Origin of the sequence: Paraglaciecola hydrolytica, from assembly GCF_001565895.1 — a bacterium.
GTDB lineage: Bacteria > Pseudomonadota > Gammaproteobacteria > Enterobacterales > Alteromonadaceae > Paraglaciecola > Paraglaciecola hydrolytica.
Window position 1 is genome coordinate 16,799 of the sequence record NZ_LSNE01000002.1, and the last position, 24,500, is coordinate 41,298.

The 24,500-nt window shown below is 42.1% G+C and carries 28 protein-coding genes and 1 tRNA gene; 23 read left to right on the top strand and 6 right to left on the bottom strand.

The features are described 5' to 3' along the window. Positions 1 to 1,652, top strand: a 1,652-nt coding sequence (locus AX660_RS00930) for a Lon protease family protein (protein WP_068371179.1), incomplete at its 5' end; no start/stop codon positions are given. A gap of 105 nt (positions 1,653 to 1,757) precedes the next feature. Next, entirely contained in the window at positions 1,758 to 2,240 is a 483-nt protein-coding gene (locus tag AX660_RS00935) for an FKBP-type peptidyl-prolyl cis-trans isomerase (RefSeq protein WP_068371181.1), read from the top strand. A 200-nt stretch (positions 2,241 to 2,440) separates the two neighbouring features. Here AX660_RS00935 and yhbY read toward each other — a convergent pair whose 3' ends face one another. Then, positions 2,441 to 2,737 carry a ribosome assembly RNA-binding protein YhbY gene (gene yhbY, locus AX660_RS00940; protein WP_068371185.1) on the bottom strand — a complete coding sequence of 99 codons (297 nt, stop codon included), beginning with the start codon at positions 2,735 to 2,737 and terminating at the stop codon, positions 2,441 to 2,443. Positions 2,738 to 2,832: 95 nt separating this feature from the next. Between yhbY and rlmE the strand changes: the two genes are divergently transcribed. The 11 genes from rlmE to rplS all read left to right on the top strand — a co-directional run bounded on the left by rlmE (position 2,833) and on the right by rplS (position 11,261). Then, complete coding sequence (rlmE, locus tag AX660_RS00945) at positions 2,833 to 3,462, top strand: 23S rRNA (uridine(2552)-2'-O)-methyltransferase RlmE (RefSeq protein WP_068371188.1); 630 nt, start codon at positions 2,833 to 2,835, stop codon at positions 3,460 to 3,462. 57 nt (positions 3,463 to 3,519) lie between these two features. Continuing rightward, positions 3,520 to 5,463 (top strand): ATP-dependent zinc metalloprotease FtsH, encoded by a 1,944-nt coding sequence (ftsH, locus tag AX660_RS00950; RefSeq protein WP_068371191.1) that lies wholly within the window; start codon positions 3,520 to 3,522, stop codon positions 5,461 to 5,463. Positions 5,464 to 5,570: 107 nt separating this feature from the next. Then, a complete protein-coding gene (gene folP, locus AX660_RS00955; protein WP_068371194.1) occupies positions 5,571 to 6,407 on the top strand; it encodes a dihydropteroate synthase in 837 nt (278 codons plus the stop codon). Then, entirely contained in the window at positions 6,404 to 7,744 is a 1,341-nt protein-coding gene (gene glmM, locus AX660_RS00960; RefSeq protein ID WP_068371197.1) for a phosphoglucosamine mutase, read from the top strand. The genes folP and glmM overlap by 4 nt, the downstream gene beginning before the upstream one ends. 98 nt (positions 7,745 to 7,842) lie before the next feature. Further along, positions 7,843 to 8,589, top strand: coding sequence for a triose-phosphate isomerase (gene tpiA, locus AX660_RS00965; RefSeq protein WP_082768683.1), 747 nt, complete (start codon positions 7,843 to 7,845; stop codon positions 8,587 to 8,589). A gap of 9 nt (positions 8,590 to 8,598) precedes the next feature. After that, positions 8,599 to 8,988, top strand: coding sequence for a preprotein translocase subunit SecG (secG, locus tag AX660_RS00970; RefSeq protein ID WP_068371200.1), 390 nt, complete (start codon positions 8,599 to 8,601; stop codon positions 8,986 to 8,988). A gap of 24 nt (positions 8,989 to 9,012) precedes the next feature. Further along, a tRNA-Leu gene (locus AX660_RS00975) sits at positions 9,013 to 9,098 on the top strand. Positions 9,099 to 9,288: 190 nt separating this feature from the next. Further along, positions 9,289 to 9,540: a 30S ribosomal protein S16 gene (gene rpsP / locus AX660_RS00980; RefSeq protein WP_068371203.1), complete on the top strand. Its 252-nt coding sequence runs from the start codon at positions 9,289 to 9,291 to the stop codon at positions 9,538 to 9,540. Positions 9,541 to 9,572: 32 nt separating this feature from the next. Beyond that, on the top strand, positions 9,573 to 10,103 hold the full coding sequence (gene rimM, locus AX660_RS00985; protein ID WP_068371207.1) for a ribosome maturation factor RimM: 531 nt from the start codon (positions 9,573 to 9,575) through the stop codon (positions 10,101 to 10,103). Beyond that, a complete protein-coding gene (gene trmD, locus AX660_RS00990; RefSeq protein ID WP_068371210.1) occupies positions 10,103 to 10,882 on the top strand; it encodes a tRNA (guanosine(37)-N1)-methyltransferase TrmD in 780 nt (259 codons plus the stop codon). Before rimM ends, trmD begins: the two co-directional genes overlap by 1 nt. 19 nt (positions 10,883 to 10,901) lie before the next feature. After that, positions 10,902 to 11,261: a 50S ribosomal protein L19 gene (rplS, locus tag AX660_RS00995; RefSeq protein ID WP_068371215.1), complete on the top strand. Its 360-nt coding sequence runs from the start codon at positions 10,902 to 10,904 to the stop codon at positions 11,259 to 11,261. 135 nt (positions 11,262 to 11,396) lie between these two features. Here rplS and AX660_RS01000 read toward each other — a convergent pair whose 3' ends face one another. Both AX660_RS01000 and AX660_RS01005 read right to left on the bottom strand, forming a co-directional pair. Further along, positions 11,397 to 11,918 carry a hypothetical protein gene (locus tag AX660_RS01000; protein WP_068371218.1) on the bottom strand — a complete coding sequence of 174 codons (522 nt, stop codon included), beginning with the start codon at positions 11,916 to 11,918 and terminating at the stop codon, positions 11,397 to 11,399. Between the two features lie 109 nt (positions 11,919 to 12,027). Beyond that, positions 12,028 to 13,428: an MFS transporter gene (locus AX660_RS01005; protein WP_068371220.1), complete on the bottom strand. Its 1,401-nt coding sequence runs from the start codon at positions 13,426 to 13,428 to the stop codon at positions 12,028 to 12,030. Between the two features lie 80 nt (positions 13,429 to 13,508). Here AX660_RS01005 and AX660_RS01010 point away from each other — a divergent pair, with 80 nt between their 5' ends. Then, positions 13,509 to 13,955 carry a helix-turn-helix domain-containing protein gene (locus AX660_RS01010; RefSeq protein ID WP_068371223.1) on the top strand — a complete coding sequence of 149 codons (447 nt, stop codon included), beginning with the start codon at positions 13,509 to 13,511 and terminating at the stop codon, positions 13,953 to 13,955. A gap of 85 nt (positions 13,956 to 14,040) precedes the next feature. Here the strand turns inward: AX660_RS01010 and fdxA are convergent, their stop codons facing one another. Continuing rightward, a complete protein-coding gene (fdxA, locus tag AX660_RS01015; protein ID WP_068371226.1) occupies positions 14,041 to 14,364 on the bottom strand; it encodes a ferredoxin FdxA in 324 nt (107 codons plus the stop codon). Between the two features lie 181 nt (positions 14,365 to 14,545). On the opposite strand from fdxA, the gene AX660_RS01020 reads away from it, so the two are divergent. From AX660_RS01020 to tyrA, 5 genes are all read left to right on the top strand, one after another. Beyond that, positions 14,546 to 16,156 (top strand): NAD(P)/FAD-dependent oxidoreductase, encoded by a 1,611-nt coding sequence (locus tag AX660_RS01020; RefSeq protein WP_068371229.1) that lies wholly within the window; start codon positions 14,546 to 14,548, stop codon positions 16,154 to 16,156. A 41-nt stretch (positions 16,157 to 16,197) separates the two neighbouring features. After that, the gene (locus AX660_RS01025) at positions 16,198 to 16,764 is read left to right on the top strand and encodes a sugar O-acetyltransferase (protein ID WP_068372007.1); all 567 of its coding nucleotides are present in this window, start codon (positions 16,198 to 16,200) and stop codon (positions 16,762 to 16,764) included. An 18-nt stretch (positions 16,765 to 16,782) separates the two neighbouring features. Then, positions 16,783 to 17,391: a DNA-J related domain-containing protein gene (locus tag AX660_RS01030; protein WP_068371232.1), complete on the top strand. Its 609-nt coding sequence runs from the start codon at positions 16,783 to 16,785 to the stop codon at positions 17,389 to 17,391. A 263-nt stretch (positions 17,392 to 17,654) separates the two neighbouring features. Then, entirely contained in the window at positions 17,655 to 18,746 is a 1,092-nt protein-coding gene (locus AX660_RS01035; RefSeq protein WP_068371236.1) for a 3-deoxy-7-phosphoheptulonate synthase, read from the top strand. Positions 18,747 to 18,758: 12 nt separating this feature from the next. Continuing rightward, the gene (gene tyrA, locus AX660_RS01040; RefSeq protein ID WP_068371238.1) at positions 18,759 to 19,895 is read left to right on the top strand and encodes a bifunctional chorismate mutase/prephenate dehydrogenase; all 1,137 of its coding nucleotides are present in this window, start codon (positions 18,759 to 18,761) and stop codon (positions 19,893 to 19,895) included. A gap of 88 nt (positions 19,896 to 19,983) precedes the next feature. On the opposite strand, the gene AX660_RS01045 is transcribed toward tyrA, so the two are convergent. Both AX660_RS01045 and yciH read right to left on the bottom strand, forming a co-directional pair. Continuing rightward, positions 19,984 to 20,784, bottom strand: a complete 801-nt coding sequence (locus AX660_RS01045; RefSeq protein ID WP_068371241.1) for a response regulator — start codon at positions 20,782 to 20,784, stop codon at positions 19,984 to 19,986. Between the two features lie 27 nt (positions 20,785 to 20,811). Continuing rightward, positions 20,812 to 21,132, bottom strand: coding sequence for a stress response translation initiation inhibitor YciH (yciH, locus tag AX660_RS01050; protein ID WP_068371244.1), 321 nt, complete (start codon positions 21,130 to 21,132; stop codon positions 20,812 to 20,814). Positions 21,133 to 21,269: 137 nt separating this feature from the next. On the opposite strand from yciH, the gene AX660_RS01055 reads away from it, so the two are divergent. The 4 genes from AX660_RS01055 to AX660_RS01070 all read left to right on the top strand — a co-directional run. Further along, entirely contained in the window at positions 21,270 to 21,575 is a 306-nt protein-coding gene (locus AX660_RS01055; protein WP_068371247.1) for an STAS domain-containing protein, read from the top strand. A 15-nt stretch (positions 21,576 to 21,590) separates the two neighbouring features. Further along, the gene (locus AX660_RS01060) at positions 21,591 to 23,237 is read left to right on the top strand and encodes an ATP-binding SpoIIE family protein phosphatase (RefSeq protein WP_068371250.1); all 1,647 of its coding nucleotides are present in this window, start codon (positions 21,591 to 21,593) and stop codon (positions 23,235 to 23,237) included. A gap of 7 nt (positions 23,238 to 23,244) precedes the next feature. Then, complete coding sequence (locus tag AX660_RS01065) at positions 23,245 to 23,691, top strand: GNAT family N-acetyltransferase (RefSeq protein ID WP_068371253.1); 447 nt, start codon at positions 23,245 to 23,247, stop codon at positions 23,689 to 23,691. Between the two features lie 35 nt (positions 23,692 to 23,726). After that, the coding region (locus AX660_RS01070) for an FAD-dependent oxidoreductase (protein WP_068371256.1) at positions 23,727 to 24,500 on the top strand (774 nt) is incomplete at its 3' end.

The following is a 24,500-nucleotide window of genomic DNA, read 5'->3' on the forward strand; positions in this document are numbered from 1 at the left end:
TAAAAAAACTGGAACATCAATACGCCGCTGATCTGGCCATTTTAAAATTTTTACGCCAGCTCAAACCCCATTTAGTTGAAACTATTGTTGAGTTACTCGCTGAGGAAAAAAAGGACGAAAAAGGCGAGGATAGGGGCGAAGATTTTGATAAACGCAGTGTGCTTGAAGAGCAATATTTACCCAATATTTTAGTGTCGCATTCGATAAACAGTGGCGCGCCAGTTATCTATGAACCGAATCCCAGCCATCAAAATTTATTTGGCCGAGTAGAATATACCAATGTGCAAGGCTCGGTTTACACCAATTATCGTATGATCCGCCCAGGAGCCTTGCATAAGGCCAACGGCGGTTATTTATTGCTAGATGTTGATAAACTCATTGAGCAACCTTTTGCGTGGGAAACTCTCAAGCTGGTGCTTAAATCCGGCATGTTGAAAATGGAAATTCCCCAACACGATATTGGCATGGTTAACTCCATTACCCTTAATCCCCAGCAGATCCCGATTAACGTCAAAGTGATATTACTCGGCTCGCGCGACTTGTATTACACCTTGCAAGAATACGATGACGAGTTTTATGAGTTATTCAGAGTATTGGTGGATTTTGATCATGAGATCCCTTTAGATAAACAAACCTTGTTTGATTTTGTCGGGCGAGTGCGTAGTCAGGTAACTACCCTAGGTTTAACTGAAATTTCGGCCAAAGCCATGTACCGTTTGGTTGAATTCAGCTTACGTTTGGCCGAGCATCAGCAACGTTTATCTGCGCGTTTTTCAGAGGTGATAGAGCTACTGCATGAAGCTGCTTATTTTTGCCGTAAAGCCTCAACCACATTATTAGATGTGGTACATATTGAAACGGCACTCGCGGCTAAAACGCATCGTACTGGCAGAGTCAGCGAAGCGGTATTAGACGACATTAAACAAGGGCAAATCCTGATTGCCACTGATGGGGTTGATGTAGGCAAAGTTAACGGCCTTACCGTACTTGAAGTGGGCGACTGTATGTTTGGTACACCAGCAAGGATTACTTCTACCGTTTATGCAGGTGCCAGTGGGGTAGTGGATATCGAGCGCGAAGTTGAGCTCGGGCAACCTATCCACTCTAAAGGGGTGTTGTTGTTAACGGGGTATCTTGGGCATAAATATGCTCAGCTCTTCCCATTAACCTTATCGGCCAATATCGCCATCGAACAATCTTATGGGCATATCGATGGTGACAGTGCCTCGTTAGCTGAGTTGATAGCGCTGATCTCGGCTTTAACTAAAATCCCTTGCCGTCAAGATTTAGCCATAACTGGCTCGATTAACCAATATGGTCAGGTGCAATCGGTGGGCGGCGTAAACGAAAAAATCGAGGGCTTTTTCCGGCTATGCCAACATCGAGAATTAACGGGTAATCAGGGTGTGATCATCCCTAAATCTAACCAAGTTAACTTGATGTTAGATAAAGAAGTATTGGCTGCGGTTAAAAATGGTAAGTTCCATATTTACGTCGTGGAAACCGTTGAACAAGCCTTAGAAATATTGATGAATAAAGATGTTGGTAAGCTTAATAGCAAAGGCCGTTATCCTAAAGGGTCGATTAATTATATGGCGGTAAGTAGTTTGTTAAATATCGCCAATATCGTGGGGGGCGGCGATGACGAATAATCCTAATTTTGTGCTGAGTAGAGTAATTTAACACTGCTGGCATACTACTTTGGCGCTTAAATCTGCTAAGATTGCGCGCTTTAAATTTCAACATAGAAAATAACTATGAAAATCACTCAAAATAGCGTTGTACAGTTTAAATATGTCATCAAAGACTTAGCCGGTAACGAAGTAGAAAGCAGTGGTGATAACGCGCCTGTAGCTTATCTGCATGGCCACAGTGGCATGATGCCAGGTATTGAAAAATCACTGGAAGGTAAACAAGCTGGCGATAAAGTAGCGGTTGAGCTAACTGCCAGTGAAACCTTTGGCGAAAAACTGGAAGACAACGAACAGCGTGTATCAATCAAACACTTAATGGGCGCCGATAAGTGGAAAGCCGGTATGACAGCCTTGGTTAATACTGAGCATGGTCAGCGTCAGGTTACTATCTTAAAAGTCGGTAAATTTATGGCCACTGTGGATATTAACCATCCATTGGCCGGTCAAACTTTGGCCTTTGAATTAGACGTTGTTAACGTACGCGAAGCATCTAAAGAAGAAATCGACCATGGTCATGCTCACGGTGAAGGTGGTCACCACCACTAAGATTTATTCATCCTTGAAACTGCACGTTTGTTGGCTGTACTCATTCGCCATGAGTTGTAAATTGCTTAGTACAGCTAAGGTTATGGGAGCTCACTGATTTGCCGCCGCCGTGCAATTCCCATGATTTTGAGGATAGGTTAAAATAAAAAGACATAAAAAAAAGGATGACATGTTCATCCTTTTTTATGGCCATTCATTGGTTATTTTTTAGGAAGCTCGATTTTACGTTCTTCAGTTTGTTTATACAGGGTTAATACATGCCCAATAACCTGCAGTTTGATGGCTTTAGTTTCACGTACTATCGCATCAACTATCAACGCTTTTTCTTCACGGTCTTCGCTGGTAACACGCACTTTAATCAGTTCGTGATGATTTAAAGCATTATCAATCTCAGCTAATACACCTTCGGTTAAACCGTGTTGGCCTAGTTGTACGACGGGTTTTAATGGGTGGGCTAAGCCCTTTAAAAATTGTTTTTGTTTGTTTGTTAAGGTCATGGCGTAATATTTCTTACAAATTTATTCAATATGAATGGTTGAAAAACGCTATTCTAACGCCATAACTCGCTTATTCCTAATCTCAACGTTATTCAATGACCAAGAAAAAACAATCGGCAAGCAGTCAACGCTGGATGCAAGAACATTTTGCTGACAAATATGTGCAACAAGCGCAAAAACAAGGTTTGCGTTCACGAGCGGTTTTTAAGATTGAAGAAATTCATCAAAAAGACAACTTGATCCGTAATGGCATGACGGTAGTTGATTTAGGGGCCGCGCCAGGCGGTTGGTCGCAGTACGCGGTTAACTTGGTGGGGGATGATGGAGTTGTAGTGGCCTGTGACATATTACCGATGGATTCCCTTGCAGGAGTGGATTTTTTACAGGGTGATTTTCGAGAAGAAGCGGTTCTAAATGCGTTAATGAAAAAAATCGGTGGTAAAAATGTCGACGTGGTGATGTCGGACATGGCACCGAATATGAGTGGTAATGATGCGGTAGATCAGGCTAAATCCATGTATTTAGTCGAGTTAGCCTTAGATATGTGCCATCAGGTACTAAAACCTAAGGGCAGTTTTATCGTTAAAGTATTTATGGGTGAAGGTTTTGATGAGTATTTTAAAATCGTTAAACAAGCCTTTGTTACCGTCAAGACTCGTAAGCCTGAGTCTTCGCGAGCGCGCTCCAGAGAAGTTTATCTGGTAGCGACTGGCTATAAATTATAGTAACCTGCCCGTCTGACTACAGGTACGGTCGAATTGAAACAATAGAGGTTAATTAACTTGAGCGACATGGCAAAAAATTTAATTTTGTGGTTGGTAATTGCGGTAGTACTGATGTCGGTATTCCAAAATTTCTCCGGAAAAGAATCAACCAGAGTGCAGACTGATTACACACGGTTCTTAACTGACGTGAAATCGGGCAATGTTAACCGCGCTACTATAGATAAAGATACTGGTGAGATCAGCGGTATTAAACGTAACGGCGAAGAGTTTGTTACTTATATCCCTTATTTGGATATGAGGTTGATGGATGATTTAGTTGAAAACAACGTAGCTGTTTTTGGCAAGCCACCAGAAGAATCTTCAATTTTAACGACGATCTTTATTTCATGGTTCCCGATGATTTTACTGATTGGTGTGTGGATCTTTTTCATGCGTCAAATGCAGGGTGGTGGTGGCCGTGGAGCCATGTCATTTGGCAAAAGTAAAGCGCGCTTATTAGGCGAAGATCAAATCAAAACCACCTTTGCCGATGTGGCAGGTTGTGATGAAGCCAAAGAAGATGTGTCTGAATTAGTAGACTTTTTACGTGACCCCAGCAAATTCCAAAAATTAGGCGGTAAAATTCCTAAAGGTGTGTTGATGGTTGGTCCTCCTGGTACAGGTAAAACCCTATTAGCTAAAGCCATTGCTGGTGAAGCTAAAGTACCGTTTTTTACTATTTCAGGTTCTGACTTTGTTGAAATGTTTGTAGGTGTGGGCGCATCACGAGTACGTGATATGTTCGACCAAGCTAAAAAATCTGCTCCTTGTATTATCTTTATCGACGAAATCGATGCCGTTGGTCGCCAACGTGGTGCCGGTTTAGGTGGTGGTCATGATGAACGTGAGCAAACCTTAAACCAGATGTTAGTTGAGATGGATGGTTTTGAAGGTCATGAAGGTATTATCGTGATCGCAGCAACTAACCGTCCTGATGTATTAGACCCAGCTTTATTACGTCCAGGTCGTTTTGATCGTCAAGTGATTGTGGGTTTACCTGACATTCGTGGTCGTGAGCAAATTTTAAAAGTGCATATTCGTAAAGTGCCGCTGGGTGATAATGTCGAACCAGCACTTATTGCTCGTGGTACCCCTGGTTTTTCTGGTGCTGATTTAGCCAACTTAGTTAATGAAGCTGCCTTGTTTGCTGCGCGTACCGGTAAACGTGTTGTCTCGATGGAAGAGTTTGATAAAGCTAAAGACAAAATCATGATGGGCTCTGAGCGTAAAAACATGGTGATGTCTGAAGAAGAAAAAACTAATACGGCTTATCACGAAGCAGGGCATGCCATTGTCGGTAAATTGGTACCTGAACATGATCCTGTATATAAAGTATCGATTATTCCACGTGGCAGAGCCCTCGGTGTGACGATGTATTTGCCAGAGCAAGACAGATATAGCCATAGCAAACGTCACTTAGAGAGCATGATTTCAAGTCTGTACGGTGGTCGTATTGCTGAAGCCATGACCTTAGGTGAAGAAGGCGTGACCACGGGTGCATCGAACGATATTGAAAGAGCAACAGAAATTGCCCGTAAAATGGTGACCCAATGGGGTTTGTCGAGCAAGATGGGGCCTATGTTATATGCTGAAGAAGAAGGCGAAGTATTCCTTGGTCGCAGTATGTCTAAAGCTAAAAATATGTCGGATGACACTGCTCGTGCTATCGATGCAGAAATAAAAGTACTAATTGATCGCAACTATGAACGTGCTGAAAAAATCTTAACGGAAAATCGCGACATACTTGAATCAATGAAAGATTGTTTAATGAAATATGAAACCATTGACGCCTTACAAATAGAAGATTTGATGGCTAGACGTGAAGTGCGTCCGCCAGCCGATTGGGAAAAAGACAGCAAAGATAATGGCAACAAACCAACCGGTGGTGCCACTGTTACAGATACCGAGAAAAAAGCGGATGTTAAGCCCACTGTGGGTAAACCAGGTGACGCAACTAGCTGATTCTAGGTAAGCTTAAGCTAAACGCTTTGATGGTTCCATCAAAGCGTTTTTTTATAGTTTAAACTCAACTTATTCATGATTAACCACAGTAGGAAATACTCTAGCCGATGCAGTTCAAAGATAAATTTGTAGATTTATCTGAGCCCAAAGTCATGGGCATACTGAATGTCACACCTGATTCTTTCTCTGATGGCGGTGCCTATAGGCAACTTGATGCAGCGCTCGTTCAAGTGCAGCGTATGGTTGATGGTGGTGCGAGCTTTATTGACATAGGTGGCGAATCTACCCGCCCAGGTGCGCAGGCTGTCAGTACACAGCAAGAACTCGACCGAGTTATCCCCGTTATTGATGCGATTAAACAACGTTTTGATGTGGTGATTTCGGTAGATACCAGTAAAGCATTGGTTATGCAGGAAGCCGTCATAGCAGGTGCTGGGCTAATAAATGATGTCTGTGCTTTGCAAGAAGACGGAGCGTTAAGTGCAGCTTCTGCCGCTCAGGTTCCGGTTTGTTTAATGCATATGCAGGGCAAGCCACGTACTATGCAGACGGCGCCTGAATACCAAGATGTTGTTGCCGAGGTGTATCAGTTTTTATTGCAGCGTATCGCTGTTTGTATACAAGCTGGCATTAAACAACAAAACATCATTATTGATCCCGGGTTTGGTTTTGGTAAATCCTTAATCCATAACTACCAATTACTGGCTAGTCTTGAGCGGTTTTTAGCCCTTGATGTTGTTATCTTAGCTGGCATGTCACGTAAATCTATGATTGGTTTGTTGTTAAACAGAAGTGTTGATGAACGACTTGCTGGTAGTATCAGTGCAGCTATGTTGGCTGCCCAGCAAGGCGCAAAAATTATTCGAGTGCATGACGTGCAAGAAACGGTTGATGCACTCAAAGTGTTAACTATGATGAACGCTTATAAGGACAACAAGAAATGAGCGATAGAAAATATTTCGGTACCGATGGTATTCGCGGAAAAGTTGGCGAAAGCCTGATTAACCCTGAGTTTGTGATGAAACTCGGTTGGGCTGCTGGCAAGGTATTAGCTGGGCATGGCACCAATAAAGTATTGATCGGTAAAGATACACGTATTTCTGGGTATATGCTTGAATCCGCACTCGAAGCAGGCTTATCTGCTGCCGGTATCAGTATTGGTTTACTTGGGCCGATGCCCACCCCTGCTATTGCTTATCTAACCAAAACTTTTCGTTGTGAAGCAGGCATTGTGATCAGCGCTTCACATAACCCTTTTTATGATAACGGCATTAAATTTTTCTCAGCCGATGGCATGAAATTAGACGACGATATTGAATTGGCGATTGAAGCACAAATGGATAAACCCATGGAATGTGTTGCTTCTGATAAGCTGGGTAAAGCGAATCGCATAAATGATGCCGCAGGTCGTTACATTGAATTTTGTAAGGGTAACTTTCCCTCAGACTTATCCTTAAAGGGATTAAAAATTGTAGTGGATTGTGCCCATGGCGCGACTTATCACATTGCACCTAATGTATTACTTGAACTGGGTGCTGAGGTTATTGAAATTGGCACCGAGCCTAATGGGCTAAATATCAACCGTAAGGTTGGTGCAACGTCGATGAAGGCTGTCACCGATAGCGTGATCGAAAATAAAGCTGACCTTGGTTTTGCCCTCGACGGTGACGGTGATCGCCTGATGTTAGTGGATCACAAAGGCAATGTTATTGATGGCGACCAGATTGTTTATATTATTGCTCGTGATGTATTAAAGTCAGGCCAGCTTAAAGGTGGTGTGGTTGGCACTGTGATGAGTAATCTCGGTTTAGAAGTCGCTCTATCTGCTTTAGGTGTACCATTTGTGCGCAGCAAAGTGGGTGACAGATACGTGATGGAGTTGTTGCAGCAAAAAGGCTGGTCTATCGGTGGCGAAAGTTCAGGCCATGTATTAAACCTAGCGGCAGCGTCAACCGGTGACGGCATTATTGCTGGCTTACAAGTACTAACGGCTATGTTACGTGCCAATATGACTTTGCATGAACTGGCACGCGGTATGGAAAAATATCCCCAGACGCTGATCAACGTACGATTTAATGACGGTCAGGATCCTTTAGCGGATGCAGCCGTACAACAATCGGTAGTTGATGCGGAACAAAACTTAGCTGATAAAGGTCGGGTTTTGTTACGCAAAAGTGGAACGGAACCTTTGATTAGGGTTATGGTAGAAGCCCATGATGCCTTGGCATCCAGTAAATGGGCCGAACATATTGCCGATGCTGTACGTAAAGTAACCGAATAAACCGTTACTCACTTAAATAGTGACCTTGATACTTGTATATTTAGGTTCCGTTAGTTAATATCTCGCGCGCTTTTTTATAAGTGCCCAAAGGAGTCAAAGTGCCAGCACCCACTCGTCGTCCAATTGTCGCAGGTAATTGGAAAATGAATGGCAATAAGCCGTTAGTTGACCTGATGCAAAATCAGTTGGAACAAGCAGATTTAGCTCATCTTGATGTGGTAATTTGTCCTCCCTTTCCTTATTTGGGTTTGTTTAAAAGCGGCGTAACACTTGGTGCTCAGAATATGAGTAGCTTTGAAAGTGGTGCGCATACCGGAGAAATTTCCGGTCTTATGTTAACTGAATTTGCTTGTCGTTATGTCATTGTGGGGCACTCAGAACGTCGTGCTGACAACAATGAAAGTAACGATGAAGTTGCGCTAAAAGTAGCAGCAGCACTTAAGATAAAGTTGACACCGATTTTATGTATTGGTGAGTCAGACAGTGTACGTGAAAGTGGTAAACTTTTTGATTTTATAGCGGCTCAGCTTGATGCCGTTATAAAACAAATAGGAATTACTCAGTTCAGTAAGATTGTGTTGGCTTATGAACCGATATGGGCTATTGGTACGGGTAAAACCGCCAGTCCGGCTCAAGCGCAAGAAGTTCACCAGTTTATACGGGAACATCTGGCTAAACAGGATAAACACGTTGCTGCCAACATTCAGATTTTGTATGGCGGTAGTGTAAAAGGCAGCAATGCCAAAGAGTTATTTAGTCAACAAGATGTTGACGGTGGCTTGATTGGCGGAGCCAGTTTAGATCCCGACGATTTTTTAAGTATTTGCCTCGCGGCAAAACAATAGAGGCAAAAAATGTTTTACGAAATTTTGATTTTTGTTTATGTCATAGTCGCACTGATGTTGATCGGATTTGTATTGATCCAACAAGGTAAGGGTGCCGATATGGGCGCGTCTTTTGGTAGCGGAGGTTCAAACACCGTATTTGGCTCTACAGGCTCAGGCAACTTTTTAACACGCACTACAGCTATCCTAGCAACCCTGTTTTTTGTGATCAGTTTGATTTTAGGCAGCCAAACAGCTGACAAAGAAAAAGCAGTAGATGATTGGCAAAATATTGAAGTGCCATTAGGTGAGCAAGCTGTTGATTCTGATGTGCCAGCAACCCAAGCAGATGTGCAAGCAACTATTGAAAGTGATGCACCTGTCGCTGAACAGCCAAAAGAAGATGATGTTCCAAACTAAAAGTTTGGATAAATAGGTTTTTAAGCGGATGTGGTGGAATTGGTAGACACGCCATCTTGAGGGGGTGGTGAGCATAGCTTGTGAGGGTTCGAGTCCCTCCATCCGCACCAACAAATAAAAGGCCGTTACTTTTTGAGTAACGGCCTTTTTTATTTGTCCAAACGTCTTGATTATCTTGGTATTAATACTTGCATTGATAGTCAAAATCCGTACAATACGGCGGCCTTTTATCTGGCATTAAAGTCAGTAATTAAAGGTAAACTAAGTTAACGTTAACGCTACAACGAGTCAGAGGCAACTATGGTTACTATTCGTTTACAGCGTGGTGGTGCAAAAAAGAGTCCATTTTATCAAGTGGTAGTGGCAGACAGTCGTCGTTCACGCGATGGTCGTTTTATTGAAAAAGTTGGTTTTTTCAATCCTACTGCACAAGGTTCTGAAGAGCGTTTACGCTTAGACCTTGGCCGTGTTGAGTACTGGGTTGGGGTAGGTGCAAGCTTATCTGAACGCGTATCTCGCTTGGTAAAAGATGCTCAAAAATTAGCAGCTTAATTGTTGTTATTATTACAAGAACAGAGGGTTAAATGAGTCACGCGTCTGACACATTGGTAATTGGCGTAATCGGTGCACCTTACGGTGTTAAAGGTTGGGTCAAAATTACTTCACATACCCATGAACTAGATGGCGTATTTGCTTACACTCCTTGGCTATTGGGTCAAGTGCAAGAAGGCAAAGAATACGTCGTCGACCAATGGCGAACTCACAATAAGGGTTTAGTTGCCAAACTGGTTGGGGTTGAAACTCGGGATGATGCCGAAGGTATCAAGAATCTGGAAATTTCAATTAAAGCTGAACAGCTACCTCAATTGGCAGACAACGATTTTTATTGGCGCGAGTTAGTCGGCATGCAAGTGATAACTGAAAACGGTTATAGCTTGGGTGTAGTAAAAGAGTTATTTGAAACGGGTGCTAACGACGTCATGTTGATTAAAGCCAATTTAAATGACGCTTTTGGTCAAAAAGAACGCATGGTTCCTTATTTGTTAGACCTAGTTGTCAAACAAGTGGACCGGCAGGCAAAAACTATCAAGGTAGATTGGGATCCCGCATTTTAATGCAGGCCCAAAATCAGGTAGCACTGCGGTGGTTTGGGATTGTTACGCTGTTTCCAGAAATGGTACAGATGTTCACCCAACAAGGCGTAACAGGGCGGTCCGTGAAAAACGGCAAGGTGCAAGTTGAGTGTTTTAATCCTCGTGATTTTACTCAAGACAAACATCGCACTGTTGACGACAGACCCTACGGTGGTGGACCTGGCATGCTGATGATGGTTCAGCCATTAACTGACGCCATTCTTGCGGCTAAACAGGCGGCAGGTGAACAAACAAAAGTGATTTACCTTTCTCCCCAAGGGAAAAAGCTGGATCAAGCTGGTGTAAAACAGTTATCTGAAAATGACAAACTGATTTTAGTCGCTGGTCGTTACGAGGGTATCGACGAACGGGTAATCCAAAACCAAATTGACGAGGAATGGTCAATTGGGGATTACGTGTTAAGTGGCGGCGAATTACCAGCGATGATCTTAATGGACGCTATCACACGATTGGTGCCAGGTGTACTTGGACATGAACAATCCGCACAGCAAGACTCGTTTAGCGACGGTTTGCTGGATTGTCCCCATTATACTCGGCCTGAAAACTTAGATGGCAAGCTGGTTCCCAAGGTGTTGTTAAGTGGTGATCACGACAAAATCAGGCAGTGGCGCTTAAAGCAGTCGTTAGGTAGAACCTGGCAACGACGCCCTGAATTATTAAACGACCTAGCTCTGACTGAGGAGCAGCAACGGCTATTAGCTGAATATCAGCAAGACGTTCTGCAGCAAAACGACAGTTAATCTAGGATGAGAGGATATGATGAAGAAAGTTAGTCAAGATATCATCAAGAAAATTGAAGAAGCACAGCTTAAAACTGATGTTCCTGCATTCGGTGCCGGTGACACAGTGGTTGTGCAAGTACGCGTTAAAGAAGGCGAAAAAGAGCGTCTTCAGGCTTACGAAGGCGTTGTAATCGCTAAACGTAACCGTGGCCTACACTCTGCTTTTACAGTTCGTAAGATTTCTGACGGCGAAGGTGTTGAGCGTATTTTCCAAACACACAGCCCGGCAATCAGTTCTATTGAAGTGAAACGTCGTGGTGATGTTCGTCGTGCTAAACTTTATTACTTGCGTGACCGCTCAGGTCGTTCTGCACGTATTAAAGAAAAGCTTAACTAATATTAATTTCGCGTTACCGTTAACTTATAAAAAAACCCGCCTTTTGGCGGGTTTTGTTTTTTCTGTATAAATTATTAAACCAATAGCATTGTTGTAACAAGCTCTAACTTTATAAACTTCACTCGTGAAGTAGGTTTAGATACTTGTCGAGGCAAACTCAATCATTCGCCCTTGCTGCTTTTCTAGTTTAAAATCACAACTGGTAAATCGAAACTGCACTAGATAATCTGACAAACATCTAGTGTCGTGAATATCCCGAGGCAAATAAACTTTGCATTGACCTGCTGTCAAAATCTCAGCTCCGCGACCAATCAAATTGGTTTGGCCATTACGGGCGGTAATTTGTTTATAAGTGGTTATTTCTAATTCACCATACTGCGGTGCATAGAGTACCCAACCTTCGCCATGATCATGTGGTGCACGATATAAACCTTGTGGTTCGGTATGAGCCAGTAATTTAAAGCCCCAGTCGGTATCGCTATACAATTCGATACTTGCTGGACGTTGTGCATGAATTTGTGCAAGCCAGGGTTCATCGGCAGAAGTCTTGGCTAAGTCTACCAATAAGCTACGGCATTTTAGTACCGAGTTAGTATTAAGACCCTGCCAGTTTTGCCGTACAGACTCGATGAATTTTTCAAGTGATGACTTATGCATTTTTACACTCCTCTTTTATGATGTGAATTAAATTAGTCGCCGATTATGTCTATGGCTGACTGCTTAGGTAGGCGCATCTTAGAAGTTCAAGTCAACTTGAGGTCAAGGGTTAAATATTAGTTTTTTTATACGGATATATACGCAGAGCAAGTGCAATGACAAGCAACAATGTAGCGCATGCATAAACACGGTTTAGTCCAATTTCTACCACAAAAGTATCATGGGGTTTTATCGCAGTTATGTTGGTTGTCATGGCAAAAACACTACTCATCAAGGTTGTTCCGCTTAATAAACCAAGGTTTCTTGATAGGTTTAGTAACCCAGAAATTTGCCCGCGTTGAGTAATTGATGCCAATGTCATTATCTGTGTATTGTTAGATGAGGTAAAAGTAGCGTAACCCACTGCAGTGATGACAAGGCAAGCAATATAGCCAGCGATGCCAAAGGAAGGATCAAAAAAACTTAAGCAAATCGTACCTGTAATTAACAATATCACACCAGTAGTAATCAAATTATCGCAATTTCTAGCTGACAACATTCGACTTACTGTAAATGAAGTGATAGCGACGCAAAGTGGGCTAGCTGTCATAACCACGCCTGTTTGCGCCACACTTAAGTTAAATACTAGTGTCAAATAAAATGGACTCACAACCAGAGAAGTCATTACTACTGTCGACACCAGAAAATTCACGACAAAACCACTAGAATATCGCCAGTCGCGCAAGACTGAAAAGTTGAGCAATTTCACTCCGTCAGAAGTTTGTGTGCGAATAAACAGGAGCAAAAACAGGGTAGTGGAGCTGAGCAGTGCCAGACAGATTATTAACGAAGCTTCAGTAACAAATTTAAGGCTTAGCGCAAAACACACTAAGGTTAAGATTAAAAAGATAGCGCCCCAATAATCAAAAGTTTTCTGCTTAAGCTGCCTAACGGTTTTTAGCGGGGACATAAAGTAAAGTGCTAACAGTAGAAGTATCAGGCCGATTGGCAAGTTAATTAGAAATACCGATTGCCAACTCATCCATTGTGCTGCAAAACCGCCAAGAATAGGCCCGCAAGCGGTGCCAATAGCTGACATACTACCGACTAAACCTATCACGGCTGGTACTTTGTGTTGAGGAAAAAAGTCGCTAATCATGGCTAAATTGACGGTAATTAAAATTGCTGCGCCTATGCCTTGAGTGGCTCTGAATGTACAAAGTAGCCAAATATTGTTGCTTATCCCACATAAACCAGCACTGCTCGTAAATATGACAATGCCAATAATAAATAGCCGTCTTTGACCAAACAGATCACTTAAGCTGCCACTGATTACCAGACAAGAAGACATCGTTATCAGGTAAGACACCGTCACCCATTGCACATGTGAAAAGGTGGTATGCAGACTTACTACTAGCTCAGGTAGTAAGATATTGGTGCTGCTGATGGCGAGTGTCGCGATAAATGTGGATAGTAAAAGGGTGGCTAGCACACCGTAATAGCTGGTTTTTTGAGTCTCGGCATTTTTCATCTTGTGGCCATTATGTAAATTGAAAAGGCAATTAATGGCGCGTACCATAAATCTTCAAGTCGGCTTGAGGTCAAGGAAATATGAAGGCTCAAAATGAGTTAGATATTGCTCAAGTGTCAAAACTGTCGGGCATGCCAGCGTCAACCTTGCGTTATTATGAAGAAAGGGCACTAATTAAATCGATTGGTCGAGAAGGTTTAAAGCGAATTTTTCCGCTAAGTGTAATTGACCAGTTAGCGCTTATCTCATTAGGACGTTATGCCGGATTTAGTCTTGACGAAATAGCGATGATGTTTAGTCCCAATGGGCGAGCCAAATTAGATCGTGCACAATTATTAGAAAAAGCGGACGAGTTAACTAATACCATTCAACAACTGACTGCCATGCGCGATGGTATTGTACATGTTGCCAATTGCCCTAAAACCAATCAACTCGATTGCCCGCGATTTCAAACATTAGTTAAGTCAGCTGCACGCAAACAACTTATGGAAAAGCGAGTGAGAAAAACAAGTCATCATCAAAAATGAAGATATGCCAGAAGAGAACGTCTAGCACATTTAAGTGGGGATTTAATTAAACCACTCAAATAATGTGAACAGAGGTGTATGCTGATTAAGGCTGTAAATACGGCAATTTATTGCTAACCCCATTCCATTCATCTGCATCTTCAGGTGCGGCTTTAAGTTCAATGATATTTGGCCAGACCTTACTTAATTCCGCATTGATCTGTAAAAAAGGTTTTTGCTCATCACTCAGGTGAGTGTCTTGAAATATTGCGTCGGCAGGGCATTCAGGTACACAAAGCGCGCAATCAATGCATATATCTGGGTCGATGACTAAAAAATTATCGCCTTCAAAAAAAGCATCAACTGGACATACCGTCACGCAATCGGTGTATTTACATTTGATACAGTTGTCAGTTACTACAAAAGTCATAAATATCTTGAGATAAAATGGGGTTAACAAAGTTTATGGATCATAAAGAAGCATTCATAAAACACAAGAAGCGATTAAAAACTTAAATACGAATTTACCTACCTTATCAAGCATAACTACCTTAAAATATCCTCGCCTTGACAGATAGGCTGTCCGGCTAAAGTTACTGATTGGAATTATTATGCTGCGTCTCACCGAAATTAAATTACCTCTAAATCATCCTGAAGAAGCATTACTATTAGCTATTTTAACTAAGCTGGCTATCTCGGCAGAACAAGTGCTTTCTTTCTCAATGTTTAAACGGGGTTATGACGCACGCAACAATAAAGACATCCAACTGATTTATACCCTCGATGTTGAGGTGAAAAACCAAGAACAACTTCTGGCAAAGTTTGCCAATGATCAACATGTCAAAATTGCTCCCGACATGACTTACCAATTTGTGGCTCAGGCTCCCGCTAATTTACCATCACGGCCCGTCGTAATTGGTCTTGGCCCTTGCGGCTTGTTTGCGGCTTTGATTTTGGCGCAAATGGGCTTTAAACCCATAGTATTAGAGCGCGGCAAAGCGGTTCGTGAGCGTACCAAAGATACCTTTGGTTTTTGGCGTAAACAGCCTCTTAATCCCGAATCTAACGTGCAGTTTGGTGAAGGAGGCGCGGGCACCTTTTCGGATGGAAAACTCTATAGTCAGGTGAAAGATCGTAAACATTATGGCCGTAAAGTTTTGCATGAATTTGTCGCCGCCGGAGCACCAGATGAAATCATGTATGTGAGTAAACCTCATATCGGTACTTTTAAATTGGTCAATATGGTGGAGAAAATGCGCGCCACCATCATTGCACTGGGTGGAGAAATTCGTTTTAGTACTCGAGTTGAAAAGCTTGAACTTGAAAACGGACAACTACAGGGCTTGCACCTTTCTACTGGTGAGTATCTTGTGACCAAACATGCGATTTTGGCCATCGGCCATAGTGCTCGTGATACGTTTGAGAGTTTGTATGCGCAAGGGGTGTATATCGAAGCCAAACCCTTCTCGATTGGTTTTCGAATCGAACACGAACAATCCATGATCGACAGCTGTCGTTTTGGTGACTTTGCCGGTAACCCTATTTTAGGCGCGGCAGATTATAAGTTGGTACATCACTGCCACAATGGCCGCACAGTATATAGTTTTTGTATGTGTCCGGGCGGTACGGTGGTGGCGGCAGCCTCTGAAGAGGGCAGAGTGGTGACTAATGGCATGAGTCAGTATTCACGCCATGAGCGTAACGCTAATAGCGCCATTGTAGTAGGCATTACGCCAGAGCAGGATTTTCCGGGGCATCCTTTAGCGGGCATTGCCTTACAACGCAGTCTTGAAGAATTGGCTTTTAAGGTGGGCGGTGAAAACTATCACGCGCCGGCTCAGTTGATCGGTGATTTTTTGGCAGGTGAGGCCAGTAGTGAATTAGGTGACGTGAAACCCTCTTATACACCAGGCATTACCCTGAGCGATTTAAGCAAAGTTGTACCTGCCTATGTTATTCAAGCCATACAAGAGGCCATTCCGGCTTTTGATAAACAAATCAAAGGTTTTGCCAAAAAAGATGGATTGTTAACAGGCGTAGAAACCCGCACATCATCACCGGTATGTATTAAACGGGGGGATGATTATCAGAGCATTAATACCAAGGGGTTGTATCCCGCAGGCGAGGGGGCTGGATATGCAGGTGGGATCTGGTCGGCCGGTATCGACGGAATTCGCGTTGCCGAAGCCTTAGCCCTTGATATGTTGGCCAGTCTGTCTTGAAAACTGAAGGCTTGATCGATGAAAGTAGAAGCAATGAGAGTATGGGCAACAACCCAAGTTTGACGGAAAAACAAAAAATGTTGCTGGGACAGATTTATTTTCCTAGTGATAAAACCTTGCAACAAGAAAGAGCCACGGCTAAAAAGCGCTGCCAGCGTTTTAATCAGCACGATATTGATGATCGTAAAGGTGCTCGTAAGATCCTGCAGGAATTATTCGGCTATAAAGTTAGCGCATGGATCGAACCGAGTTTTTATTGTGACTATGGTTACAACATCAAATTGGGCCGTAATTTTTATGCTAATCATGGTTTGGTGATTTTAGATGCGGCGCCTGTCACTTTTGGTGACAACGTGATGTGCGCCCCAGGAGTGCTTATCTCCACCGCCACTCATCCACTTGATCCTGTTGAGCGGCAAAAAGGTTTGGAGACGGCCAGACCTATTACTATTGGCAATAACGTGTGGATTGGTATGGGTGCCAATATTTTAGATGGTGTCACTATTGGCGATAATGCGGTTATTGCTGCGGGGGCTGTGGTAACCAAAGATGTTGCTGCACATACCTTGGTGGGAGGAGTACCAGCCAAATTAATACGACATATTTAAACACTACTGGAGGCAGAGGTGCAGCATCTTCATCTTGAAAAGTATCTGGTAGATATTCTCAGTGAACATCCGCAAGGCCTAAGTGAATATCAGTTGATCGGCATCTTGCAACAGCCGCCATATGAAGTATTTGATAAAACCGCTCTGAGCGAAACTTTGACCTTGTTTCAATGTCATTTTGTACTGTTTCATAGTCTATACCAACTTCGTGCGCAGGGCTTAAGAGCCAAACAATACGATCTGCAAATTTTCGCCACTAATATAAAATTTTTACCTTATGTTAGTGAGGGGGTCGGTTTGGCTGCTGTAGATAAACTGCAAAATTATTATCTAGATTGGCAGAATTTTGCTGTTACCACTGAGCAAGATGTTGAAACCTTGCTAAGTCAGTTTTGGTACGCGATGACGGGTGGTAAAAAAAATTTGAGTATTGATGATGCAGTGCTTAGCAAAATAACTGAGGCTTATAAGGCTTTTGAACTACCCATGGATAGCAAAATGAGTGTGGTTAAATCCACTTATTTGCATCTACAACATCGACATCATCCGGACAAAGGTGGGGATAAAAAACGCTCACAACAACTCGAAGCACAATTTCAATTAATTAAAGACTATTTACGTCAGTAATAGTTTTTTAGAAAGAATAAAGATGTTAGCTGTATTAAATTAAGCCAATTTTGACAGTAAAGCAGGTATTTCAGCATTATTAGTAATAAGTACTTGCGGTTGCAATTATGTACTGGTAGAAAGTCAACCCCACCAATGGTTTTAATAAAATTAGTTGTGTAAATTTAATTTTACGCTAGCCTTGAGTGACTCATTTTTCAATATTTTGAATACAACTATTCTATAATTCCAAGTCAGTTTGATGACTCAGTAAAGAGTGAAATATGTTACGCGACAATATAAATAATATAAACGTTACTTCAGAGCAGATCCTAGTAACTCCTTCAGCACTTAAAGCGGAATTGCCAGTAAGCCAACATTCACTAGAAATTATTCAGTCTTCGCGACGAGTGATCAGCGATATTATTCATCGTCGCGACCATCGTTTTCTATTGATTTGTGGACCTTGCTCAATTCATGATATTGATGCGGCTAAAGAATATGCCTTAAAACTCAAAGAGTTACATGAGTCATGTAAAGATACTTTATATATTGTAATGCGTGTGTATTTTGAAAAACCTCGTACCACGGTTGGCTGGAAAGGATTGATCAACGATCCTCATATTAACGGTACCTTTGATATCGAAACTGGCTTACGTAAGGCACGTGAATTGTTGATTTGGTTAGCTGAGCTGGAATTACCCGTTGCGACTGAAGCACTTGATCCTATTAGTCCGCAATATCTAGCTGAGCTTTTTAGCTGGTCAGCCATTGGCGCTCGTACTTCAGAATCACAAACTCACCGCGAAATGGCCAGTGGTCTATCTATGCCAGTGGGTTTTAAAAATGGTACAGATGGTAGCTTAGGTATCGCCATCAATGCATTACAATCAGCTGCCTCGGGTCATAGTTTTATGGGTATAAACGGCGATGGCCAGGTCAGTATTATTCAAACTCAAGGTAATCCTGATGGCCATATTATTTTACGTGGTGGCAAACAGCCTAACTATGATTCTGTATGTGTGGCAGATTGTGAAGCCGAGTTGGTCAAGGCAAAACTCAGTGCTGGTTTAGTGGTGGATTGTAGTCATGCGAACTCCAGTAAAGATTTTCGTCGTCAGCCTTTAGTGGCACAAAATGTAGTGAATCAGATCTTAGAAGGTAATCAGTCGGTTATTGGCATTATGCTTGAAAGCCATTTAAATCACGGTAACCAAGCTAGTGACGGTAAAACACCTGCTGAACTTGCCTACGGTGTATCAATTACTGATGGCTGTATTGACTGGAATACTACCGATGAAACCATTAACCATATGCGCGACAAGTTGATCACCGTATTGCCCATGCGTTTAAACAAGATGAATAATCCACTTTAGCAAGGAAGCAACATGACGATATCACCCAGTGCGCTAGCCGAACTCCGTATACAAATTGACGCGATAGATAGTCAAATGGTGGAGTTATTAGCGCAGCGCGCTAAATTGACGGTCCAAGTCGGCCAATATAAAAGTCAGGTAGGCTTGCCTATTTATGTGCCTGAGCGTGAAGCTGAGTTGATCGCTAAAAGACGTCAACAAGCACAAGATCGTGGTGTATCACCAGTATTAGTCGAAGACTTATTACGCCGTATTATGCGTGAGTCTTATCATACCCAAAACGTGAATTACTTATGCACCAATCCACAGATTAAAAAGATTGTGGTGGTAGGTGGTTATGGTGCTCTAGGCAGTATTTTTGTCGATATGTTTAAACGCAGTGGTTATCCGGTGACGGTATTAGGTCAACAAGATTGGTCTAATGCGGCAGAAATATTTGAAGATGCTGGTCTGGTGCTGGTGGCAGTGCCGATTAAAATTACTGAAAGTATTATCGCTAAGTTGAATAACTTGCCCGCTGATTGTGTATTGGTGGATATCACCAGTACCAAACAAAAACCCTTAGCCGCTATGTTAAATGTCCATCAAGGCCCCGTACTAGGTTTGCATCCCATGTTTGGTCCTGATGTGTCAAGTTTAGTTAAACAAGTGGTGGTTGTGTGTCACGGCCGAGACGAAAGTAAATACGAGTGGTTGTTGCAGCAGATACGTATTTGGGGCGCTATGTTGCAAGTTGTCGATGCTCAAGAACATGACGAGGCCATGGTGTTTATCCAAGCCATGCGACATTTTTGTAGTTTTGTATTTGGTGCCCATTTAGCAAGTGAAAACCCTGACTTAAAACAACTCCTCTCATTAAGCTCTCCGATTTACCGTCTGGAACTCGCGATGGTCGGTAGGTTGTTTGCTCAGGACCCAGCACTTTACGCAGACATTATTTTTGATAATCAAAGCAGTGTGAGTTTGTTGAGTAAGTTTAACCAACAGTTTTTAAAAGCATTGGCCTTGGTTGAAACCAACAACAAAGCAGAGTTTATTGAACAGTTTTTACAGGTAGGCTCTTGGTTTGGTGATTATTCTAAACAATCGTTGATTGACAGTAAAAAGCTCTTACTTAAAGCCGATGACGATCGTACCTGGAGTGAATAGTTAGTGTTACCCATTTAAACACTAAAAAAGGGCAGTATTGCCCTTTTTTGTTACTTGCCAACGATAGTTTTGGGGCTAGGGGATGCGTTTAGTGACCCAATAGATTGATGATCATCTTGCGCACTTCAGCAAGTTCAAAAGGTTTGTTGCACAGCGCGTTGATCCCAGTTTGATGGATATTGGCCATATGCAGGCTTTTACTCGACTCACTCGTCACCATAATAATCGGAATATGCGCAGTGTCGGGGTTAAAACGAATAAACTCAGACAATTCACGACCATCCATTTCAGGCATGTTGTAGTCGGTAAAAACTAAATCAAACATGTGATCTTTGAGCAGGGTTAAGGCTTCAGCACCATTTTCAGCTTCCATGATTTTTTGCAAGCCTAGGCTGTTAAGTACTCTGCGAATATGGTTTCTGGCCATTTTACTGTCGTCTACTAATAGCACCCTTACTTCCGCTACATCAAATAGTTCCAGCTCTATTTCGTCTGCATTGATCAGATCTAAAGAGGCATACAGCGCGTTGGTCAAATTCTGGGTTGAAAAAGGCTTAGGTAAAATAGCGGCTACCCCAGACTGCTTAAATTCTTCCAGTTTGTGTGGACGATTTTCACTGGAAACCAGCATAAAGGGTACTTTAGCCAGATCAGGATTAGTTTTGACTTGTTTTAATATGTGCTGGCCTGTGCCATCTTCAAAATACATGGCGCTGACAATCAGGTCGGGAGGATTATTTTTAATTGCGATTACTGCTTCGGCAACCGTTCCTACCGCCTCAACATGTAGAACGTTTTCGTCGGCTAATTTTTTTATAATTATTTTTCGTTGGGTATCCGATGGCTCTACTAAAATAATACTGATGTCTGCTAAAGATAACTGCCGCATTGTTACTCCTATTTAGAATTACTTATCTTAGCCACCGGCTAGCTTGACAGTATGGCCTAATTGTTCCAAGGTTGCTTTGATCTTATCGCGGTTATCCCCTTGAATTTCAATCACTCCCTCTTTAACTGAACCACCCGTACCACATTGTTTTTTGAGTTTGGTACAAAGTTCTTTTAATTCAATATCCTTGAGAGAAAAACCTGAAATGGTAGTGACACCTTTACCATTACGTCCTTTCGTTTCACGCCTGATGCGTATTATGCCATCGGTTTTAACGACAGGTTTTAGCTCTTCTTGCGGTTTTATTCTGCCTATTTCGGTGCTAAATACCAATCTGCTATTGCTCATATCTTTAACCTTGTTGCACAGTGTGAGTTGTTACGGGGTAATTGTATTAAAAAAGCCAGAAACTTTATAGGCAAAGGGCATAAAGTGTTATTTAATCATGTTATTGTGATGTTTTGACAGAGTGTTTGGATTAATCAATGAGTTTAGACAGAGAATTTTCAACTGATGGGAAAGAGCTCACTATTTTTGTCGAGCAAAAGTTTGATTTCAGTAAAGTTCAAGATTTTCGTTTTGCCTATACAGATAGTGTTGATGGAATTGATAGCATTGTTATTAATTTACAAAAAACCGAATATATGGACAGTTCCGCCCTAGGCATGTTGCTTAATATGCATCGTACATTGGGTGAACAAGTCTCTTCTTTTAAAATTGAAAAATGTCGTCCACAGGTCCTAAAGATTTTGTTAATAGCCTGTTTTGATAAAAAATTTCAAATTTCTTAAGTTCACGCTTTAGCTATGCGTATTTTAGTGGTCGATGACGATACCCTTAATCGTTTTTTACTGTTGCACCTCCTTGAACAGCAGGGCTATCTGGATTGTTATGAGGCCGAAAACGGCTTTGAAGCCCTAAGCCTCGCCAGTAGAATAAAACCTGATCTCATCCTACTTGATACGGTAATGCCGGTCATGGATGGTTATGCCTTGGCGCCCAAACTCAAACAGATGGCCGGTGATATATATTTGCCCCTCATTTTTATCTGTGCGGTGGATGACGATGCCTCTTTAGCCCGCTGTCTTGAGGTTGGGGGTGATGATTTTGTTACTAAACCTTTTGATAAAACCCTGCTGGCTGCGAAAATCCGTGCTCATGCCCGTACCCGTTTATTAAGTAAAAGAGCCACTGAGCAAAATAGACAACTATCTTTTTATCGCAATGCCGTTGAGCGTGAACACAAAATTGTCGAGCACATCTTTGTCAACGCGCTAACGGTTGATCCTGAACTGAGAAACATCATTGATTTTGTATTAAAACCCGCAGGGGATTTTAATGGCGACATGTTTTTAACCCATGCTAGCCCTACCGGTGGTTTATATTTTTTGATAGGTGACTTTACTGGCCACGGTTTGGCTTCGGCTATTGGAGCGCTACCCGTAGCGAAAGCGTTTCAAACCATGTCGAATAAAGGTTTGTCACTGATGGAGATGGCCGAGACTATCAACGCGACATTATTGCAGTTGTTACCTGATGAAATGTTTTTTGCGGCTATTTTGGTTGAGATTAATCACAGCGGTAAACAAATTGACGTGTGGAACGGCGGCATGCCCAATTTGTTATTACAAAACAAAGACGGACAAATAATTAAACGTTTTTGTTCTAAGCATATGGCACTTGGCATTCTTGAAACTAAAGAATTTGAAGCCGATGTGGAACGTTTCGAGGCTGAATATGGTGACAGGTTAATTGGTTTTAGCGATGGTGTAGTTGAAGTTGAAAATGCTCAGGGCAAAATGTTAAATGATTCGGGTATTGAACAATGGCTGCAACAAGATCCCCTCTGTGATGTTGCTGTTTTATTAAGTAACTTGGAGACGTATGCGGGAGGTATAGAACGTAAAGACGATGTGACTTTGGTTATTTATACCTGTCAGACCCTAACTCAGGTTGACCGTTTTGCCCATGCATCACAGTTGCCAGTGAAAGTAGTATTAGAGCTTGATCATCAGCTACTCAAATCCTGTGATCCCATCATTGAACTCGTAAATATGCTAACTAGTCAATTAAGCCTTTATGGGGTGCATTCACAAGTCTATACCGTATTAAATGAGCTTTATATCAACGCTGTTGATCATGGCATACTGGAGTTAAATTCAGAGCTAAAAAAGACCGAAGAAGGGTTTTTGGAATATTTTAATCTGCGCCAACAAAAGTTAGCGACTTTAGACAGTGGTAAAGTATGTATCAGCATTCAATATCAAGCCCTACAAAGATTGTTAAGCATAGAAGTGAGTGACTCAGGAAAAGGTTTTGATCCAACTATATTGGCTAAAACCCTCGATCTTGAAAAAAGCTATGGTCGCGGTTTACCCTTAGTTAAAGAATTATGTCGTTCAATGACACATAGCCATAACGGCAGTACCGTTAGTGTTGAATTTAAAATGTAGAGGAATTATGCAAACCAATATTCGTATTGCAAACCTGCAAGATTTAGCTGCCTTAGTTGATTTTAATCAAAGCATGGCGCTGGAAACCGAAAACAAAAAGCTCGACAGTGATGTATTAAACAAGGGAGTAGGCGCTTTAATTGCCGATCCTAATAAAGGTTTTTATTTAGTCGCCGAGCAGGATAAGCAAGTTGTTGGTAGCTTAATGGTAACCACCGAATGGAGTGACTGGCGTAATGCGGTTTTTTGGTGGATCCAAAGTGTCTATATTGTACCGCAGTGCAGACGGCAGGGGATCTATGGAATGTTGTACGCACAAGTAAAAGAGCTGGCCAAACAAAATGGTAATATCTGTGGTTTTAGACTTTATGTCGAAAAAGAAAACCTTATTGCGCAACGTACTTATGAAGCAATGGGTATGCTGGAAAGCCACTATCTCATGTACGAGGAATAGATAATCAAACACATCTGCCGAACAAAACACAGTAAATGAAGCAGTCAGTTGCCATTATTGGAGCCGGCTTGACGGGCAGTTTAGTGGCCCATCAATTAAGTCAGGAAAATTATAAGGTCACTGTGTTTGAAAAATCTCGCGGAAGTGGTGGCAGAGCGAGTACAAGACAAATGCCTTGGGGACAATTTGATCTTGGCATGCCGGTGATACCCGCAACTGATATGCATTTTTTAGCGTTTATGGCGCAATTGGCCGTCGAAGGTAAAGCGTCTCGCTGGCCTGAAACTGAGCAAGAAATTATTCGAAACACTGCAACAAACAACTGTAATAACAGTGTGTCTTTTGTTTTTGATGGCAAAATGAATACGATTTGTCGCCATTGGCTGCAATCAAGCCACTTTCAGCCCAACAGCCTCGTCACTAACATACGTCATAAAAAAGGTTTGGGTTGGCAAGTGTGTATTGCGCAAGATTGGCATGAGACGTTTTTTGATGTCTTAATATGCACAGCTCCTTGGCCTCAAACAAAAAGATTGTTGGAATATGCTAATTTACCCTTGGCGTTAACTGAGCAAAATTGGCTGAGTTGTTGGTCTATTGGTGTTAAATTAAGCGCTGACACAAAACCTCATACCAAAGTTATTAATCTTGCAGATAATGACGTGCAAAGCCTTATTTTTGACAGCGAAAAACCCAATAGACCCGTTTTACCAAGTCGGCAACAAATTTGGGTTGCTCAGTTAAATCATCAACTTTCAGCGAGCTTAGGTAAGGATGGGAAAACAGAGGCTATCGCTTTGGCGTGGGAG